The organism is Ruegeria sp., from assembly GCF_965243365.1.
In the GTDB taxonomy this organism is placed as follows: Bacteria; Pseudomonadota; Alphaproteobacteria; order Rhodobacterales; family Rhodobacteraceae; genus Ruegeria.
On record NZ_CBDEUW010000002.1, the window covers coordinates 1627057 to 1645737 of the forward strand.

Below are 18681 nucleotides of genomic sequence, written 5' to 3' on the forward strand. Positions count from 1 at the left end.
TCTTTTCTTATTTTTTTATTAGGGAGAGTTCCGAGCAAAGCCCGGAGCCGGAATGACCGATTTTCTTTTCACAGTGTATCCATGGGTGAAGACGCTTCATATTATGGCGGTTATTTCTTGGATGGCCGGCCTGTTCTATTTACCCAGACTGTTCGTCTATCACGTGGAAAAGGCTCAGAGCGTTGACGGAGCGGAATTCATCTTCTTTGAAATGGAAGAAAAGCTGCTGCGTGTCATCATGCGCCCCGCGATGATCGTGGCATGGGTCTGTGGCCTGATCATGGTCTTCACACCGGGCATCGTCGGATGGGATTTTGCATGGCCCTGGGTCAAAGGCGCTGCGGTGATTGCGATGACCTGGTTTCATCACTGGCTGATGGCGCGGCGAAAAGATTTTGCTGAGGGCCAAAATAAGCTCACAGGGCGACAGTACCGCATGATGAATGAGGTTCCGACCGTTCTTATGGTGATCATTGTTCTGGCGGTCGTTCTGAAGTTCTGAGGGGCTATTTGACTCTCACTAAGTAAGTGCTTATTTACTGCGCAACACGCCCGTCCGGGCGGCGTATCTTCCGTACTGAAATTTCACTGTGGTGCCGTCATTCATACGGCCAAGGTTCGTATCCATCATGACAACAGAATCCCTGAATCTGGCTGATCTGAAGGCCAAAAGCCCCAAAGACCTTCTGGCGATGGCCGAAGAGCTGGAGATCGAAAACGCCTCGACCATGCGGAAAGGCGAGATGATGTTCCAGATCCTGCGCGAACGCGCGGATGAGGGCTGGACCGTCGGCGGCGATGGTGTGTTGGAAGTGCTGCAGGACGGCTTTGGCTTCCTGCGCTCGCCCGAGGCGAACTATCTGCCGGGTCCTGATGACATCTATGTTTCTCCTGATATGATCCGTCAGCATTCGCTGCGCACCGGCGACACGGTCGAAGGCGAAATTAAGGCGCCGGACGAGAACGAGCGTTACTTTGCGCTGACAAAGGTCACCAAGATCAACTTTGAAGATCCTGAGAAGGCCAAGCACAAAATCCTGTTTGACAACCTGACGCCTCTGTATCCAGACGAGCGTCTGAAGATGGAAATCGAGGATCCGACCATTAAGGACAAATCGGCCCGTGTGATCGACCTGGTCGCACCCATCGGTAAAGGTCAGCGTTCTCTGATCGTCGCGCCGCCGCGGACCGGTAAGACAGTGATCCTGCAGAACATCGCGCATTCGATCGAACAGAACCATCCTGAGTGCTATCTGATCGTTCTGCTGATCGACGAACGCCCGGAAGAGGTGACCGACATGCAGCGTTCGGTGAAGGGCGAGGTTGTGTCCTCGACCTTTGACGAGCCGGCGACGCGCCACGTGGCCGTGTCCGAGATGGTGATCGAAAAAGCCAAGCGTCTGGTCGAACATAAACGAGATGTTGTTATTCTTCTCGATTCTATCACAAGACTTGGTAGGGCGTTTAACACTGTGGTTCCATCCTCAGGTAAGGTTCTGACCGGCGGTGTGGACGCAAACGCGCTACAAAGACCTAAGCGTTTCTTTGGTGCCGCGCGGAATATCGAAGAAGGTGGCTCACTAACCATCATCGCCACCGCGCTGATCGACACCGGTAGCCGGATGGACGAAGTGATCTTCGAAGAATTCAAAGGCACCGGTAACTCGGAAATCGTTTTGGATCGCAAGATTGCAGACAAGCGTGTGTTCCCGGCCATCGACATCCTCAAGTCCGGTACGCGGAAAGAAGACCTGCTGGTCGACAAGGGTGATCTGGCCAAGACCTTCGTTCTGCGCCGCATCCTCAACCCGATGGGCACGACCGACGCCATCGAGTTCCTGTTGTCGAAGTTGAAGCAGACCAAGACAAACGGTGAGTTCTTCGATTCGATGAACACCTGACACAGGTCTTAACTGACGCGAGGCCTTCGAATGGATACGATATTCGCCTTGGCCAGCGCGCAAGGCAAAGCCGGAGTGGCGGTCATCCGCCTCTCTGGACCTCAGGCGCATACCGCAGCTGGAATTATCGCCGGTGATGGACTTCCATCACGTGGAATGCGGATGCGTGGTTTGAAAGCAGGCGATGGATCGGTGTTGGATGACGGGCTGGTCCTGACATTTCAGGCACCGGCCAGTTTCACTGGTGAAGATGTTGTCGAGTTTCAGATCCATGGCAGTACGGCCACGGTCAACGCAGTGCTGCGCTGCCTGTCTGAAATCGATGATCTGCGTCTGGCTGAACCTGGAGAGTTTACCCGGCGAGCGCTGGAAAACGGTAAGATGGATCTGGCACAGGTCGAAGGCCTGGCCGATCTGATCGATGCTGAAACCGAAGCGCAGCGCGTCCAGGCGCAGACCATTTTAGCTGGTGCGCTGGGTGATCTGGCCGAACGTTGGCGTCGGGATTTGATTCGGGCTGCCTCCTTGCTGGAGGCGGTGATCGATTTCGCGGATGAAGAGGTTCCGACGGATGTTTCCCCGGAAGTGCGCGATCTGATTTCGGGCGTCATGACTGATCTGAAACGCGAGGAGCAGGGCGTGGCGATTTCCGAACGTATCCGCACCGGATTTGAGGTCGCCATTATTGGCCTGCCGAACGCAGGGAAATCCACGCTGCTTAATGCGTTGGCCGGGCGCGATGCCGCGATTACATCTGAATACGCGGGGACGACACGCGATGTCATCGAAGTTCGAATGGATCTGGCTGGTTTGCCGGTCACATTGCTTGATACAGCAGGGCTACGACAGACAGAGGATCATGTCGAAAACCTTGGGATTGAACTGGCGCGCAAACGCGCGATGTCCGCTGATCTGAGGGTGTTTTTAGCCGAATCCGTCGATGATTTGGGCATCCCGATGCAGAATGGCGATATCCAGGTTTTTCCAAAATCTGACCTCAGAGAGGATTCGACTGACGGAGTTTCTGGGAAGACCGGGCAGGGTGTTGACCAACTAATATCTGATATATCACTCAGATTGCGGGATAGAACCACTAAATCTGGTATTGCAACGCGGGAGCGCCACAGAATAGCGATTTTGAAAGCTTTGCAAGCACTGGAAGCCTCACTGGCGGTTCTGGAATCAGGTCCGGACTTATATGATATCGCGGCAGAGGAGTTGCGCACCGCAATTCGCGCCCTTGAATCCTTGGTTGGCAGAATAGATGTGGAAACTCTACTGGATGAGATATTCTCGAGCTTCTGCCTTGGAAAGTGAGGAGTGTTTCACGTGAAACATTCGAAATTTGATGTGGTTGTTATCGGAGCTGGTCATGCCGGTGCTGAAGCCGCCCATGCCGCTGCGCGAATGGGTGCGTCGACAGCGCTTGTCACTCTGTCCGAAAAAGACCTTGGGGTGATGTCCTGCAACCCGGCCATCGGAGGGCTGGGTAAAGGCCATCTGGTGCGCGAGATTGATGCGATGGATGGCGTGATGGGGCGTGTCGCGGACAGGGCAGGCATTCAATTTCGTCTTCTGAACCGACGCAAGGGTCCTGCGGTTCAAGGCCCTCGCGCCCAGGCAGATCGTACCTTGTATCGGGCTGCGATGTTGGAAGTGACATCACGGCAAACCAACCTGTCCATAATTTGCGGGGAAGTGGTGGACTTCATCGTGAACGGATCGCGAGTGTCCGGAGTAAAGCTGGCGGATGGATCGGAAATCCCCGCCTCGGCGGTTATTCTGACGTCAGGAACATTTTTGCGCGGCGTGATCCACATTGGTGATGTCTCACGCCCGGGTGGGCGGATGGGGGATCGACCCTCGATGAAGTTGGCCCAACGCCTGGATGGGTTTGATCTTCCGATGGGGCGCCTGAAAACCGGAACACCGCCGCGTCTGGATGGGCGAACGATCGATTGGGAAAATTTGGAACGCCAAGACGGGGATAGTGATCCGTCGCTATTTTCCTTTCTTTCGACAGCCGTTACCGCGCCTCAAATCGCTTGTGGAATCACACATACAAACGCGCGGACTCATGGGATTATCGAGAGAAACCTGAGCCGTTCTGCCATGTATGGCGGTCATATCGATGGCGTGGGTCCCAGATACTGCCCCTCTATCGAAGACAAGATAGTTAGGTTTGCTGATAAGCAATCACATCAGATATTCTTGGAGCCTGAAGGTGTGAATGACCACACGGTCTATCCAAACGGCATTTCCACATCGCTGCCGCAAGACGTTCAGGTTGAATATGTTCAGTCCATAAAGGGGCTTGAGCAAGCCGTAATATTGCAGTCTGGCTACGCAATTGAATACGATTACGTTGATCCGCGTACCTTGACCTCTTCTTTGTCACTGCCCGATGTTCCCGGTCTATATCTTGCAGGTCAAATCAACGGCACCACCGGGTACGAGGAAGCTGCGGCTCAGGGATTGGTTGCTGGGTTGAATGCTGCTTTGGCCGTGCAAGGAAGGGAACCAGCTCATTTCACACGCGCGGACAGTTATATTGGCGTGATGATAGATGATCTGACGACGCGAGGTGTTGTAGAGCCCTATCGGATGTTTACCTCACGTGCGGAATTCCGGCTGTCATTGCGTGCAGACAATGCGGATCAGCGGCTTACATCTATCGGGATCGAGCTGGGTTGCGTTGGTGACAGGCGACGCCAGATTTTTACTGACAAGATGGGTCGTCTTACCAGCGCTAAGGACAAATTAACCGAGTATACCTACACGCCAAAGGAAATCCGTGCGGCGGGTATTAATGTCAATCAGGATGGAAACCGTCGTGACGGTATGGCTGTTTTGGCTTTTCCCGATGTATCCTTTGACGACATTGTAGCTCTGGCTCCCTCACTAGCGGATACGGATATCGAAACCCGCCGTCAGGTAGAGCGCGATGCCTTGTATGCCAATTATATCGAGCGTCAAAAGCGGGACGTGGAAGCGATGAAGCGGGATGAATCTCAGGAGATCCCGTTTGATTTTGATTATTTCGCTTTGGATGGGCTGTCTTCAGAGATGAAGCAGAAGCTGTCCAAGGCCAAACCAGCAAACATCGCCCAGGCGAGCCGGGTTGAGGGCGTTACGCCCGCGGCCCTGACTTTGGTGCTAGCAAGGCTGCGACGGGATCAGAAAGTCCGCAACGCATGACACCCAAAGAACATTTTGACCTGGATGTTTCACGTGAAACACTCGAGCGCCTAAAAGAATATTCAGATCTGGTGGAGCGTTGGAATCCAAAGATTAATCTTGTGTCGCGAAACAGCCTGAAGGATCTGTGGACTCGCCACATTCAGGATTCAGTGCAGGTTTTTCGATGTGCTGAGCCTGCGCAGAATTGGGTTGATTTAGGTAGCGGCGGCGGGTTTCCGGGGCTTGTCTGCGCGATCATCGCAATCGAGGAATCACCGGATACCAAATTCACCTTGGTGGAAAGCGACCAGCGCAAATCCGCGTTTCTGAGAACCGTAATTCGCGAATGTGGTGCGAACTGCACCGTGATTTCTCGTCGTATTGAGGCGCTTGAGCCTTTGGGTGCGGACATTTTGTCGGCACGCGCGCTGGCCGATCTGAAAACACTAATCTCGTTTTGTGACAGACATTTACGCGCGTCCGGCACGGCCTTGTTGCCAAAAGGTGCAAACTGGAAAAAAGAGCTGCTGGAGGCGCAGGAAGAATGGCAATTTCAGGTTGAACCGATTACAAGCGTAACTGAGCCTCAGGCCGCTATTCTGAAAATCAAAGGAGTCTCACGTGGTTGATCTGTCTCGCCCTTCAGGTCCCCGAATTATTGCGGTTGCCAATCAAAAGGGCGGAGTTGGAAAGACAACCACTGCGATCAACCTTGCGGCCGGGCTGGCAGAGGCCGGATGTAAGGTTTTGGTGGTCGATCTGGACCCCCAGGGCAATGCTTCCACTGGTTTGGGAATTGAGGACCGGGATTGGACGACTTATGATCTTCTGCTGGACGATGCTCCGCTGGAAGCCGTCGTTCAGGACACAGAAATCGACAATCTGCTTATTGTTCCGGCGACCGTGGACCTCAGTTCAGCGGATATTGAGCTGATCTCAAACGAGAAACGCAGTTATCTGCTGCATGACGCGCTGCGTCAGACGGCGATAGACGCGTTCGATTTGGACTTTGTGCTTATCGATTGCCCGCCTTCGCTGAACCTTTTGACTGTAAATGCCATGGTTGCGGCCCATTCGGTCTTGGTTCCGTTGCAAAGTGAGTTCTTTGCGCTCGAAGGCTTGTCCCAGCTGATGCTGACAATTCGAGAGGTCCGCCAGACGGCCAATCCGGACCTCAGAATCGAAGGTGTTGTGTTGACTATGTATGACAACCGCAACAACTTGTCCCGGCAGGTTGAGAAAGACGCGCGTGACAATCTGGGTGAGATGGTATTTAAAACCAAGATACCCAGAAATGTGCGGGTCAGTGAGGCTCCGTCTTATTCGCTGCCTGTCTTGCAGTACGATTCAGGATCACTGGGGGCAATGGCCTATCGGCATTTGGCCCGGGAAGTCATGTATAAGAATAACAAAGCAGTCGCTTAAACGACCGTGAGGAGGGCAAAGTGAACGCCAAGAAAAGCAAATCCAGAGGCTTGGGGCGGGGTTTGTCCGCATTGATGGCGGATGTCACAACCGAGGCAGAAGGTTTGGCGCCGTCAGAACCACGCCGTCCTGATTTGAAGGTTCCGATTGAAAAATTGCAGGCAAACCCGGATCAGCCGCGCCGGACGTTTTCGCAAGAGCAACTGGATGAACTGGCCGCGTCGATTAAGGAAAAGGGCATCATTCAGCCTTTGATCGTTCGCAGCATTGCAGGCGGCCAGTATGAAATCGTCGCTGGCGAGCGTCGCTGGCGCGCGGCGCAGATGGCGCAATTGCATGATATTCCTGTCATTGTACGCGAGTTCGACGATACCGAAGTTCTGGAAGTCGCAATTATCGAGAATATTCAGCGCGCGGATCTGAACGCTGTTGAAGAAGCTGCCGGATATAGGCAGTTGATGGATCGGTTCGGCCACACCCAGGAAAAGATGGCCGAAGCTTTGGGTAAAAGCCGCAGCCACATTGCCAACTTGTTACGGCTGCTGTCGCTGCCGATGGATGTTCAGGCACTGGTGATCGAAGGCAAGCTGTCTGCTGGTCATGCCCGGGCGCTGATCACCGCCGAAGATCCATCCGACCTTGCCAAAAGGGTTGTGCGTGATGGGCTGTCGGTGCGGGCAACTGAGGCCTTGGTGAAAAAGCAGCAGCAATCTGATGCAGAACGGTCAGCGCCAAAATCCAGGAATTTGAATGCAGACAAGGACGCGGATACCCGTGCTTTGGAAAAAGACCTGTCTGCGATCCTCGCAATGAAAGTCTCGATCAATCACAAAGCAGGAAGTGAGACCGGTCAGGTCATTCTGACGTATGAAAACCTGGATCAGCTGGACGACCTTTGCGCAAAACTCAGCCGTTAGGTCGGGTCCAGATAAAGGCCATCACTCCACCCAAAACGACCGCTTGAATAATCAGGACGTGGTTTGGGACCGAGATCAGGGCGGACAGCCCAAACACAGCGGCGACGGACAAGGTTGCCGCTTTTTTTGCGGCAGGCCGAATGGCGCCAGAGGTTTGCCAATCCAGGATCATTGGTCCAAATGTGCGGTGTGTGATTAGCCAATTGTGCAAGCGAGACGAAGACCGGGCAAAGAAAAACGCAGCCAAAAGCAGGAATGGAACTGTTGGAAGCAGGGGCAGTGCAACTCCGACCACTGCGAGCGCGACACAGAACAAACCCAAACCTGCCCAGAGGTAACGCATCAGCTACACCAACAACTCACGGATGACCGCGTTCAATACAGCACGGCCGTTTGCCGTTGCTGCCAGTCGCCCGGCTTGGGAGTGAATCATCCCCAGCTCGGTCAGGTGATCTATCTTGCTCCGTGATAGAGGATGGCCAGCCAAAATCGCATACCGATCAATATCTAGTCCCTCATACGTTCTCATACCCATCATAAGGTATTCATTTGCCTGATCTTCGGTGCTGAGCGACACGCGAGCTTTCTCACCGCTACCTGCATTGACCGCATTCAGCCAGAGTTGTGGCGTCAGATGGGTTTCGGTGGCCAATTTCCGACCATTCAGCGTGATCCGCCCATGTGCACCGGGGCCTATGCCAACATAATCACCGTAGCGCCAATAAATCAGGTTGTGCTGTGATTCCGCGCCCGATCGGGCATGGTTCGAGACTTCATACGCCGGCAGGCCAAACGTGTCGCAAATCTCTTGCGTGGCCATATACATGTCGGCTGCACTGTCATCTTCGGGTAGACCGCGCAATTTACCCACCGCGTACCGGTCGCCGAACGCGGTACCCTCTTCGATCGTTAATTGATAAAGTGACAAGTGACCGACGGCCATATTTAACGCTTCGGTCAGTTCGGCGCGCCATGCGTCCAGTGTTTGATGCTGGCGCGCGTAAATCAGATCAAAACTGACACGCTCAAAACAATTTCTGGCAATGTCGAAAGCAGCACGCGCCTCGGCCACAGTATGAATGCGACCCAAGCGGCGCAGGTCTTCGTCGTTCAGGGCCTGCACGCCCATCGAGATCCGGTTGACCCCGGCATCGCGGTAGGCGGCAAATCGACCAGCCTCAACCGACCCGGGGTTGGCCTCAAGCGTGATTTCCATGTCATTGGCAGGGCGCCAGAGGGCACGGGCTTCGTCGATTACCGCGGCGACCGTAGCGGGGTCCATCAGAGAAGGCGTGCCGCCGCCAAAGAAGATCGTGTTCAGAACCCGGTCAGGTGTTTCGGCGGCTGAGCGTTGCAGTTCGCTTAGATACGCGGTAAGCCATTGTTTTTGATTAATATTTCTGGAAACGTGGCTGTTGAAGTCGCAATAGGGGCACTTGGCCTCGCAAAAAGGCCAATGCACGTATAGGCCGAAGCCCCCGTTGCGCCAATCATCCGCCAAAGCAGCCTTTCACGAACATCTCCACCGCGCGGCCGCGATGACTGATCTTGTTCTTTTCCCAGCGATCCATTTCGGCAAAGGTAATGTCGTGGCCCTCGGGGACAAACATCGGGTCATAACCGAATCCGTCCGTGCCACGGATCGGCCAGGTCAGATGGCCGGGGGCGATGCCTTCGAACACTTCTTCATGCCCGTCGGGCCAGGCCAGAACCAAGGTGCAGCGGAATTGCGCGGCGCGTGGATGAGGGGCATTTGCGGCCTCAAGCTCGTTATGGGCGCGAGTCATCGCCATCAGGAAATCCCGGCCATTTCCGGTTTCGGCCCAGTCAGCGGTGTAGACGCCCGGCGCGCCGTCCAGTGCGTCGATGGTGATCCCGGAATCGTCCGATAGGGCAGGCAGGCCGGTGGCCTTTGCCGCGGCATGAGCTTTGATCCGGGCGTTGCCGACAAAGGTATCCTCGGTCTCTTCCGGTTCCGGCAGGTTCATCTCGCCCGCGCCGACAACGGTCACGCCAAAGGGCTCAAGCAGATGCGCCGTCTCCTCAAGCTTGCCTTTGTTGTGGGTCGCGACTAACAACCTGTCCCCGTCGAATTTACGAGTCATGCGGTGGCGGCCTTTTGCGCGGCGGCCAGTTCGCCGACGCCTTTTTCGGCCAGATCCATCAGTTGATCCATCTGTGCACGGCTGAAGACCGAGCCTTCGGCGCTCATCTGCACTTCGATCAATTTGCCCGATCCGGTCATGATGAAGTTGCCATCGACACCAGCTTCGCTGTCTTCAGGGTAATCCAGATCTAGCACAGGTTGACCGGCATAAATACCGCAGGAAACGGCTGCAACAGGGTCTACCAAGGGATCAGAAATTACATCACCCGCCTTCATCAGCTTGTTCACGGCCAAACGCAGCGCCACCCAGCCGCCAGTGATTGAGGCGCAGCGGGTGCCGCCGTCGGCCTGAATCACATCGCAGTCGACAGTGATCTGGCGTTCGCCCAATGCAACCCGATCCACACCGGCGCGCAGGGCGCGGCCGATCAGGCGCTGGATTTCGACGGTACGGCCCCCTTGTTTGCCGCTGGCAGCTTCGCGCCGCATCCGGGTGTTGGTGGCGCGGGGCAGCATGCCGTATTCGGCGGTGACCCAACCCAAGCCGGAACCTTTGATGAAGGGCGGCACGCGGTCCTCGATTGTGGCGGTGCACAGTACGTGGGTGTCGCCCATCTTGATCAGGCAGGAACCTTCGGCATGTTTGGTAAAGCCGGTTTCGATTGAAACCGCGCGCATTTCATTTAGATCACGTCCTGAGGGTCGCATGGAAAATCCTTTGTTTGCTGGGTTGGGGATAACGCCCCGCGGCGTTACGATGCAACCCCGATTGACCTTTCATTTGCCTGCGATTTAATGACGACCCAGCAGGGGGCCGCCGATGAGCGAAGCGAGCAAAATTCTGGACGAGATGAACGACCGGTCGCGCGAGGTGTTCCGGTTGATTGTCGAAAGCTATCTGGACAGCGGCGAACCGGTTGGCAGCCGTACCCTGACCCGCACCTTGTCCGAGAAAGTCAGCGCTGCAACCGTGCGCAACGTGATGCAGGATCTGGAGTTTCTGGGCTTGCTGGACAGCCCCCATGTGTCAGCCGGTCGGATTCCGACACAGCAAGGACTGCGGATGTTCGTCGATGGGTTGCTGGAGGTGGGTGATCTGGGCGCGGATGATCGACAGAAATTGGATGAGACATTAGGCTCTAACGCAGGAAATGTGGGCGGAATGCTGGACCGTGTGGGCGCAGCCTTGTCACACGTGACCCAAGGGGCCTCTCTGGTTCTGACGCCTAAGCATGAGGCCGAGATCAAGCATATCGAGTTTGTCTCACTGGGTCATGACCGGGCCTTGGTTGTATTGGTCTTCTCGGACGGGCATGTGGAAAACCGCCTGTTCACACCTCCGCCAGGGCAAACGCCCAGCTCCATGCGTGAAGCGGCGAATTTCCTGAATGCGCTGATCGAAGGCCGCACGATTAGTGAAGTAAGGCGTCAGATGCTGTCTCAGATCGACGCGCGCAAACAGGAAATTGATGTGCTGGCCCGCGAGATGGTCGAAAGCGGGATCGCTGCGTGGGATGGGGATGGGGGCGACTCGGCGCGATTGATCGTGCGGGGGCGGGCGAATCTGCTGGGTGACTCGGGTGAAACCGAAGAGCTGGACCGTATCCGAACCTTGTTTGACGATCTGGAACGCAAACGTGACATCGCTGAGTTCCTTGAATTGACCGAAGAAGGCGAAGGTGTGCGCATTTTTATCGGCTCTGAGAACAAACTTTTCTCACTTTCGGGTTCCTCTTTGGTGGTGTCTCCATATATGAACGCTGATCGAAAGATAATCGGTGCGGTCGGGGTCATCGGGCCCACACGTCTGAATTACGGGCGGATCGTGCCAATCGTGGATTATACGGCGCAACTGGTCGGCAAGCTGATATCCGACCGGAGCTAGAGGGTAAGAGATGGCAGAGCCCAAGAACGAAGAATTTCTGGACGATATCGCAACCGCCGAAGCGGAAGAGTTGGCCGAGGAGCTGATGGATATCAGCGAGGAAGAGCTGGAGCTCGACGCGCTTCGGGCTGAGCGTGACGATTACAAGGACAAATTCATGCGCGCGCTGGCGGATGCCGAAAACGCGCGCAAGCGTGGCGACAAAGCGCGTCGCGATGCGGAACAATATGGTGGCTCGAAACTGGCCCGCGACATGCTGCCGGTCTACGACAATATGAAACGTGCGCTCGAGGCGGCGACGGATGAACAGAAAGAAGTGGCCGCCGGTCTGATCGAAGGCGTTGAACTGACCATGCGCGCGCTGAAGGATGTGTTCCAGAAACACGGGATCGAGGTGATCACGCCCGAGGTGGGTGACCGGTTTGATCCGAATGTGCATGAGGCAATGTTTGAAGCTCCGGTGCCGGGAACCAAGGCAGGAGACATCATTCAGGTGTCCGCCGAGGGGTTCATGTTGCACGACCGTTTGCTGCGCCCGGCGCAGGTTGGAGTGTCATCGACGCCTGCGAACTGATTGGCTTTTTCAAAGCCAAGCCTCCGGCGGAGGTATTTTTAAACAGAAGAAGGGCGGTCATGTGTTGGCCGCCTCTTTTAGTTTGTAGATCAGGTCGAGCGCTTCGCGGGGAGTGAGTTCGTCCGGGAGGATTTCGCTGAGCATATCCGCGACGGGTGACGCTTTTGGAGCAGGCGGCGGTGGGGGTGCGGCTGAAAACAGCGGCAGGTCATCTATCAAGGTCTTTTGCTTGCCGCCTTCGCGTTCGGTCTTTTCCAGTTGGTCGAGGACGACGCGGGCGCGTTCGACAACTGAGGTTGGGAGACCTGCAAGCTGTGCGACCTGAACGCCGTATGAGCGGTCGGCGGCGCCTTTGTGGACCTCGTGCAGGAAGATGACCTCGCCTTCCCATTCCTTGACCGCGACGGTGGCGTTGTCCACGCCCTCCAGACTTCCGGCCAATACGGTGAGTTCATGGTAATGCGTGGCGAACAGGGCGCGGCATTGGTTGGCGGCGTGCAGGTGTTCCAGCGTGGCCCAGGCGATGGAAAGCCCGTCATAAGTGGCTGTTCCGCGGCCAATTTCGTCGAGGATGACCAGCGCGCGGTTATCGGCCTGGTTCAGGATGGCGGCGGTTTCCACCATTTCAACCATGAAGGTCGAGCGGCCCCGAGCCAGATCGTCCGAGGCCCCGACGCGGCTGAAAAGCTGGCTGACCACACCGATATGGGCTGTTTCGGCGGGGACATAGCTGCCCATCTGGGCGAGCAGAGCGATCAGGGCGTTTTGACGCAGGAAGGTTGATTTACCGGCCATGTTGGGGCCGGTCAGCAACCAGATTGCGGCCCCATCTTCAGCGCTGAGGTCGCAGTCATTGGCGATGAACGAATCGCTGCTTTGCTGGCGCAGGGCGTGTTCGACGACTGGGTGGCGACCACCTTGCACGTTGAAGGCGCGCGAATTGTCGACTTGGGGGCGGCACCAGTTTTCTCCGCGGGCGAGGTCAGCGAGCGCGGTGGTCAGATCAAGCTCGGCCAACCCTCGGGCAGCTTGGTTGAGGCGGGCGGCGAGGGCCAAAATTTCGTCAGAAAGCCTTTGATAGAGCCGCTTTTCGATCTCAAGCGCCAGATTGCCCGCGTTCAAGATGCGCGTCTCGATCTCGGAGAGTTCGACGGTGGTAAACCGCACCTGATTGGCGGTGGTCTGGCGGTGGATGTAGGTCTCACTGAACGGTGGGTTCAGCATCTTTTCGGCGTGGGTGGCCGTGGTTTCGATGAAATAGCCCAGCACATTGTTGTGCTTGATTTTCAGCGAGGCGATGCCGGTGTGGTCTGCGTATTTCTGCTGAAACCCGGCGATGACGGAACGGCCTTCGTCGCGCAGGGTGCGGGCTTCGTCCAGTTCGGCGTCGAAACCGGGGGCGATGAAGCCGCCGTCGCGGGCCAGCAGGGGCGGCTCGGCGACCAAGGCTTCGTCCAGCAGGGTCAGAAGGTCGTCAAAGCCTGTAAGATTTTGTACGGCGGTGGACAGTAGAACCGGTAGCTCTTGCGTATTACACAGCTCGGCAATGGTTGCTGCCTGCGCCAACCCGTTTCGGACGGCTGCCAGATCGCGGGGGCCGCCGCGCTCCAGCGAGAGGCGGGACAGGGCGCGATCGAGATCAGGGGTTTTGCGCAGTGCTTCGCGCAGGTCCGAGGTGATCAGGCTGTCTTCGGCGGCAAAACTCACCGCATCTAATCGCGCATGGATCACCTCCAGATTGCGGGACGGGCTTGAGAGGCGTTGTTCCAGCAAACGTGCGCCCCCAGGTGTGACGGTGCGGTCCACTACCGAGAGCAACGATCCGGCGCGCCCGCCCGAGAGTGATCGGGTCAGTTCCAGATTGCGGCGAGTGGCGGCGTCGATCTGGACGACGCGATCCTCGGATTCCTTCAAAGGCGTTTGCAGCAAGGGCAGTTTGCCCTTCTGGGTGATCTCCAGATAGTCGATCAGCGCGCCCATGGCCGACACTTCGGCGCGCCCGAAACTGCCAAAGGCATCCAGTGCGCCCACGCCGAATAGGGTGCAGATACGTTTTTCCGCCGCGGTGCTGTCGAAACTGGCCCGCCCAACAGGCGTGAGTGAGATACCCAGATCGCGAACAGGGTCCAGCAACGATTGCTGGGATCCATCGGCCACGATCAGTTCGGACGGTGCCAGCCGCGCCAGCTCTGGGCTGAGCCGTACCGACGTCAAAGGCATCACGTGAAACGCGCCGGTCGAGATATCGGCCCAGGCCAGCGCAGCCTCGTCCCGCACCTCGGCATAGGCGGCCAGAAAGTTGTGGCGCCGGGCTTCCAGCAAGGCGTCCTCGGTCAGCGTGCCGGGCGTCACGAGACGCACGACATCGCGCTTTACAACTGATTTAGAGCCTCTTTTCTTCGCCTCCGCCGGGCTTTCCATCTGTTCGCAGACCGCCACGCGGAACCCTTTGCGGATCAGTGTCAGAAGGTAGCCTTCGGCCGAATGCACCGGCACGCCGCACATTGGGATATCAGTGCCGTTGTGCTTGCCGCGTTTGGTAAGCGCGATGTCCAGCGCCTCGGCAGCGTTCACCGCGTCCTCAAAAAACATCTCGTAGAAATCGCCCATGCGATAGAACAGCAGGGCGTCCGAGTGGGCCTCTTTGATCTCAAGATATTGCGCCATCATCGGCGTGACTGTGGACAAAAGCGGCCCCCTTCTGGCGTGTTCCGGGCGTGACCTTACAAATCCCCCTCGCGCGGCGAAAGGCGAAAACGCATTGTCGTTGTGGCCTTTGGACCCTTGGGGTAGAACGCGATTGCCCCGAACAGCAAAGAAACGACAATTTCATGCCAAAGACCAAGATCACCAACGAAGAGGCGCTGGCCTTTCACCTGGAGCCCACACCCGGCAAGTGGGAGGTTCAGGCCACCGTCCCGATGACCACGCAGCGTGATTTGTCATTGGCCTATAGCCCCGGCGTTGCGGTTCCTTGTGAAGCCATCGCCGAAGCGCCCGAGACCGCCTATGACTATACCAACAAGGGAAATCTGGTCGCCGTGATCTCGAACGGGACCGCCGTTCTGGGTCTTGGGAACCTTGGTGCACTGGGTTCGAAACCGGTGATGGAGGGCAAATCTGTCCTGTTCAAGCGGTTCGCTGATGTGAATTCGATCGATATCGAACTCGATACCGAGGATCCGGATGAGTTTTGCCGCGCGGTGCGACTGATGGGGCCGACTTTTGGTGGCATCAACCTTGAAGATATCAAGGCACCCGAATGCTTCATCATCGAACAGCGCCTCAAGGAAGAGATGGATATCCCGGTCTTCCACGATGACCAGCATGGCACAGCGGTGATCTGTGCGGCGGGTTTGCTGAATGCGCTGCGCATCTCGGGCAAGAAGATCGAAGACGTAAAGATCGTCCTGAATGGTGCAGGGGCAGCCGGGATCGCGTGTATCGAACTGCTCAAGGCAATGGGAGCCAAGCACGACAATTGTATCGTCTGCGATACTAAAGGCGTGATCTATCAAGGCCGAACCGAAGGCATGAACCAGTGGAAATCGGCCCACGCGATCACCACGGACCTGCGTACACTGGAAGACGCCATGAAGGGCGCGGATGTGTTCCTTGGCGTGTCGGTCAAAGGGGCCGTGACGCAGGATATGGTTGCCTCGATGGCGGATAATCCGGTGATTTTTGCGATGGCGAATCCCGATCCTGAAATCACACCTGAAGAAGCACACGAAGTGCGCGTGGATGCGATCGTCGCGACGGGCCGAAGTGATTATCCCAACCAGGTTAACAACGTACTGGGTTTCCCCTACCTGTTCCGCGGCGCATTGGACATCCATGCGCGCGCCATCAATGACGAGATGAAGATCGCCTGCGCCCATGCGCTGGCCAATCTGGCGCGCGAGGATGTGCCGGATGAAGTTGCCATGGCCTATGGCAAATCGCTGACCTTTGGTCGTGACTACATCATCCCGACACCGTTTGACCCGCGCCTGATCCACCGTATTCCGCCTGCCGTCGCCAGGGCTGGCATGGATACCGGGGCTGCCCGCCGTCCGATCATTGATATGGACGCCTATGAGTTGAGCCTGAAATCCCGCATGGACCCGACGGCCAGCATCCTGCGGGGCCTGAACGCCCGGGCGCGTCAGGCGCAAAGCCGGATGATCTTTGCCGAGGGCGACGACCCACGTGTGTTGCGCGCGGCGGTGACCTATCAGCGCTCGGGCTTTGGCAAGGCGCTGGTTGTTGGTCGCCCCGAAGAGGTCAAGCAGAAGCTGGAAGAAGCCGGTCTTGGTGATGCTGTGCGTGAGCTTGAGGTGGTGAATGCAGCAAACACCACGCATCTGGAGGCCTACAAGGACTTTCTTTACCAACGCCTCCAGCGCAGGGGGTTTGACCACAAGGATATCCATCGGTTGGCGGCACGCGACCGTCATGTGTTCTCGTCGCTGATGCTGGCACACGGTCACGCGGATGGGCTGGTCACCGGGGCCACGCGTAAATCGGCGCACGTTCTGGACCGGATTAACCATGTGTTTGATGCCGACGCCACCCATGGTGCGGCGGGCGTGACGGCGTTGCTGCACAAGGGCCGGATCGTTCTGATTGGCGATACTCTGGTGCATGAATGGCCGGATGAGAATGATCTGGCCAATATCGCCGAACGCTCGGCCGCTGTGGCCCGTCATATGGGGTTAGAGCCGCGCGTGGCCTTTGTCAGTTTTTCAACCTTTGGCTATCCGGTGTCCGAACGGGCAGAAAAGATGCACCGCGCCCCGGCAGTTCTGGATCAGCGCGGCGTCGATTTCGAATACGAAGGCGAGATGACCGTCGACGTGGCCCTGAACGTGGATCAGCAAGCGGCTTATCCGTTCCAGCGCCTGACCGGGCCTGCCAACATCCTGATTGTACCTGCACGGCATTCGGCCTCGATCTCGACCAAGCTGATGCAGGAGATGGGCGGAGCAACGGTGATCGGCCCGATCCTGTCGGGTGTCGACAAGCCGATTCAGATATGCTCCACCGTTTCGACGGCGAATGACATTCTGAACATGGCCATTCTGGCCTCCTGCGATATTGGGTAAGTCATGACGATCTGGAATCTCGGCTCGATCAATGCGGACATGATTTATGATGTGCCGCATCTGCCCGGTCCGGGAGAGACCCTGGCCGCTGATCGTCTGGCGCGATTTCTGGGTGGCAAGGGGGCGAATATGTCCGTGGCCGCCGCGCGCGCGGGTGCGCAGGTGGCGCATGTCGGTGCGATTGGGCCAGATGGGCGCTGGGCATTTGACCGATTAACGGAATACGGCGTCGACACCAGGCATATTGCCGAAGTCGATATACCCACAGGTCATGCCATCATCGCCGTGGATGCGCAGGGCGAGAATAATATTATCCTGTTCTCAGGCTCTAATCAGGCGATTTCGATTGATCAGTTGGAGCAGGCGCTGTCTTCGGCTTCCACAGGCGACCTGCTGGTGATGCAGAACGAAACCAACCTGCAAGTCGAAGCCGCCAAGCTGGGACGTCAATTGGGACTGAAAGTGTGTTATGCTGCAGCCCCTTTTCAGGCCGAGGCCGTACAGGCCATTCTGCCCTTTCTGGACTTTCTGATCCTGAACCGGATCGAGGCAGAACAGCTTGGGCAATCCACAGGTCTTGCCCTGTCGGACCTGGCTGTTGAGCATGTGATTGTAACGCTAGGTTCGGATGGTGCGCGGTACTATCAGCGGGGCAAGGACCCAGTTGATTTTGCTGCCCACAAGGTGAAGCCGGTCGATACGACCGGTGCCGGTGACACTTTCACCGGTTACGTGCTGGCCGGGATGGATCGGGGAATGCCGATGTCACAGGCTATTGTGCAGGCAAACCGCGCTGCGGCCTTGATGGTTACGCGGCACGGTACGGCAGATGTCATTCCCGATTTGAAAGAGGTACGGGATGCCCGGTTCGATTAAGATCCGGCAAAGGGGGCGTCGCTGCCCCAAAGCTGTCTGACCCGATCGTCCCGCCCGCAAGCCTTGCGATAGGCTTTGTAAGCATTGGATTGGCGTTTGGGCCCAAAGCGGGTGAGAACCAGTTTATTTCCTTTGTAATAGTCCTGGTGATAGGTCTCGGCCGGGTAAAAGGTCGACTGGTCCAGGATGGGTGTGACGATGGCCTGGTCCAACGCGCGCTGGGCATCCTCTTTTGCTGCCTCTGCAATTGCCTTTTCGCCTGCGTTAGAGACAAATATCGCTGTGCGATAGCTTTCCCCACGGTCGCAGAACTGACCCCCGGCATCTGTGGGATCGACCGAGCGGAAGAACATGTTCAACAGCGTTTCACGGGAAATGCGCGCCGGGTCGTACGTGATTTGCACAGCCTCGTAGTGGCCCGTACCGCCCTTGGAGACATCGCTGTATTTCGGATCGTCTGTCGTACCGCCTGTATATCCCGATACGGCCTCGATGACCCCGGAAACGGATTCAAAATCGGATTCCACACACCAGAAACACCCGCCCGCTACCGTAAGGGTTTCCGTTTCAGCCGCTGGTGCAGGCAAGGCGCGCAACATGGCTGCCAGAGTAATCAGTGTGAACAGAAGAACGGGCTTAACGCAGCTAAGTGTGACGGGACGGGTCATGACGAGTCTCCTTCCGAGATCAGGCTGCCGCGTCTTTCATGCGCTTGCAATCCGCTGTCAT

The 18681-nt window shown here is 56.9% G+C and carries 17 protein-coding genes; 11 read left to right on the plus strand and 6 right to left on the minus strand.

Annotated features, from left to right (window positions below; translation table 11 throughout):
- Positions 1-52: 52 nt before the first annotated feature.
- From ACP0GE_RS11765 to ACP0GE_RS11795, 7 genes are all read left to right on the plus strand, one after another.
- Positions 53-502: a CopD family protein gene (locus ACP0GE_RS11765; RefSeq protein ID WP_424832136.1), complete on the plus strand. Its 450-nt coding sequence runs from the start codon at positions 53-55 to the stop codon at positions 500-502.
- 127 nt (positions 503-629) lie between these two features.
- Positions 630-1901 (plus strand): transcription termination factor Rho, encoded by a 1272-nt coding sequence (gene rho, locus ACP0GE_RS11770; protein WP_424832137.1) that lies wholly within the window; start codon positions 630-632, stop codon positions 1899-1901.
- Positions 1902-1931: 30 nt separating this feature from the next.
- Positions 1932-3218 carry a tRNA uridine-5-carboxymethylaminomethyl(34) synthesis GTPase MnmE gene (gene mnmE / locus ACP0GE_RS11775; RefSeq protein ID WP_424832138.1) on the plus strand — a complete coding sequence of 429 codons (1287 nt, stop codon included), beginning with the start codon at positions 1932-1934 and terminating at the stop codon, positions 3216-3218.
- A 12-nt stretch (positions 3219-3230) separates the two neighbouring features.
- Positions 3231-5099, plus strand: a complete 1869-nt coding sequence (mnmG, locus tag ACP0GE_RS11780; protein ID WP_424832139.1) for a tRNA uridine-5-carboxymethylaminomethyl(34) synthesis enzyme MnmG — start codon at positions 3231-3233, stop codon at positions 5097-5099.
- Positions 5096-5710: a 16S rRNA (guanine(527)-N(7))-methyltransferase RsmG gene (gene rsmG, locus ACP0GE_RS11785; protein ID WP_424832140.1), complete on the plus strand. Its 615-nt coding sequence runs from the start codon at positions 5096-5098 to the stop codon at positions 5708-5710. Before mnmG ends, rsmG begins: the two co-directional genes overlap by 4 nt.
- Positions 5703-6506 (plus strand): ParA family protein, encoded by an 804-nt coding sequence (locus ACP0GE_RS11790; RefSeq protein ID WP_424832141.1) that lies wholly within the window; start codon positions 5703-5705, stop codon positions 6504-6506. Before rsmG ends, ACP0GE_RS11790 begins: the two co-directional genes overlap by 8 nt.
- A 20-nt stretch (positions 6507-6526) precedes the next feature.
- Positions 6527-7423 carry a ParB/RepB/Spo0J family partition protein gene (locus ACP0GE_RS11795; RefSeq protein ID WP_424832142.1) on the plus strand — a complete coding sequence of 299 codons (897 nt, stop codon included), beginning with the start codon at positions 6527-6529 and terminating at the stop codon, positions 7421-7423.
- Here the strand turns inward: ACP0GE_RS11795 and ACP0GE_RS11800 are convergent.
- From ACP0GE_RS11800 to rph, 4 genes are read right to left on the minus strand one after another with little or no spacing between them, the layout of a single operon-like run.
- Complete coding sequence (locus tag ACP0GE_RS11800; protein ID WP_424832143.1) at positions 7413-7766, minus strand: YbaN family protein; 354 nt, start codon at positions 7764-7766, stop codon at positions 7413-7415. The genes ACP0GE_RS11795 and ACP0GE_RS11800 overlap by 11 nt on opposite strands.
- 3 nt (positions 7767-7769) lie before the next feature.
- Positions 7770-8924 carry a radical SAM family heme chaperone HemW gene (gene hemW / locus ACP0GE_RS11805; protein WP_424832144.1) on the minus strand — a complete coding sequence of 385 codons (1155 nt, stop codon included), beginning with the start codon at positions 8922-8924 and terminating at the stop codon, positions 7770-7772.
- A complete protein-coding gene (rdgB, locus tag ACP0GE_RS11810) occupies positions 8914-9528 on the minus strand; it encodes an RdgB/HAM1 family non-canonical purine NTP pyrophosphatase (protein WP_424832145.1) in 615 nt (204 codons plus the stop codon). The genes hemW and rdgB overlap by 11 nt, the downstream gene beginning before the upstream one ends.
- Entirely contained in the window at positions 9525-10238 is a 714-nt protein-coding gene (gene rph / locus ACP0GE_RS11815; protein ID WP_170412685.1) for a ribonuclease PH, read from the minus strand. Before rph ends, rdgB begins: the two co-directional genes overlap by 4 nt.
- Before the next feature lie 112 nt (positions 10239-10350).
- On the opposite strand from rph, the gene hrcA reads away from it, so the two are divergent.
- Positions 10351-11415 carry a heat-inducible transcriptional repressor HrcA gene (gene hrcA, locus ACP0GE_RS11820; RefSeq protein WP_424832146.1) on the plus strand — a complete coding sequence of 355 codons (1065 nt, stop codon included), beginning with the start codon at positions 10351-10353 and terminating at the stop codon, positions 11413-11415.
- 10 nt (positions 11416-11425) lie between these two features.
- Positions 11426-11989 (plus strand): nucleotide exchange factor GrpE, encoded by a 564-nt coding sequence (locus ACP0GE_RS11825; RefSeq protein WP_424832147.1) that lies wholly within the window; start codon positions 11426-11428, stop codon positions 11987-11989.
- 57 nt (positions 11990-12046) lie between these two features.
- Here ACP0GE_RS11825 and mutS read toward each other — a convergent pair whose 3' ends face one another.
- The gene (mutS, locus tag ACP0GE_RS11830; RefSeq protein WP_424833845.1) at positions 12047-14659 is read right to left on the minus strand and encodes a DNA mismatch repair protein MutS; all 2613 of its coding nucleotides are present in this window, start codon (positions 14657-14659) and stop codon (positions 12047-12049) included.
- Between the two features lie 161 nt (positions 14660-14820).
- On the opposite strand from mutS, the gene ACP0GE_RS11835 reads away from it, so the two are divergent.
- Both ACP0GE_RS11835 and ACP0GE_RS11840 read left to right on the plus strand, forming a co-directional pair.
- Positions 14821-17076: an NADP-dependent malic enzyme gene (locus ACP0GE_RS11835; RefSeq protein WP_424832148.1), complete on the plus strand. Its 2256-nt coding sequence runs from the start codon at positions 14821-14823 to the stop codon at positions 17074-17076.
- 3 nt (positions 17077-17079) lie between these two features.
- Positions 17080-17952: a ribokinase gene (locus tag ACP0GE_RS11840; protein ID WP_424832149.1), complete on the plus strand. Its 873-nt coding sequence runs from the start codon at positions 17080-17082 to the stop codon at positions 17950-17952.
- On the opposite strand, the gene msrA is transcribed toward ACP0GE_RS11840, so the two are convergent.
- Positions 17949-18620 carry a peptide-methionine (S)-S-oxide reductase MsrA gene (gene msrA / locus ACP0GE_RS11845; protein ID WP_424832150.1) on the minus strand — a complete coding sequence of 224 codons (672 nt, stop codon included), beginning with the start codon at positions 18618-18620 and terminating at the stop codon, positions 17949-17951. The two genes, ACP0GE_RS11840 and msrA, sit on opposite strands and share 4 nt — an antisense overlap.
- Positions 18621-18681: the final 61 nt, after the last annotated feature.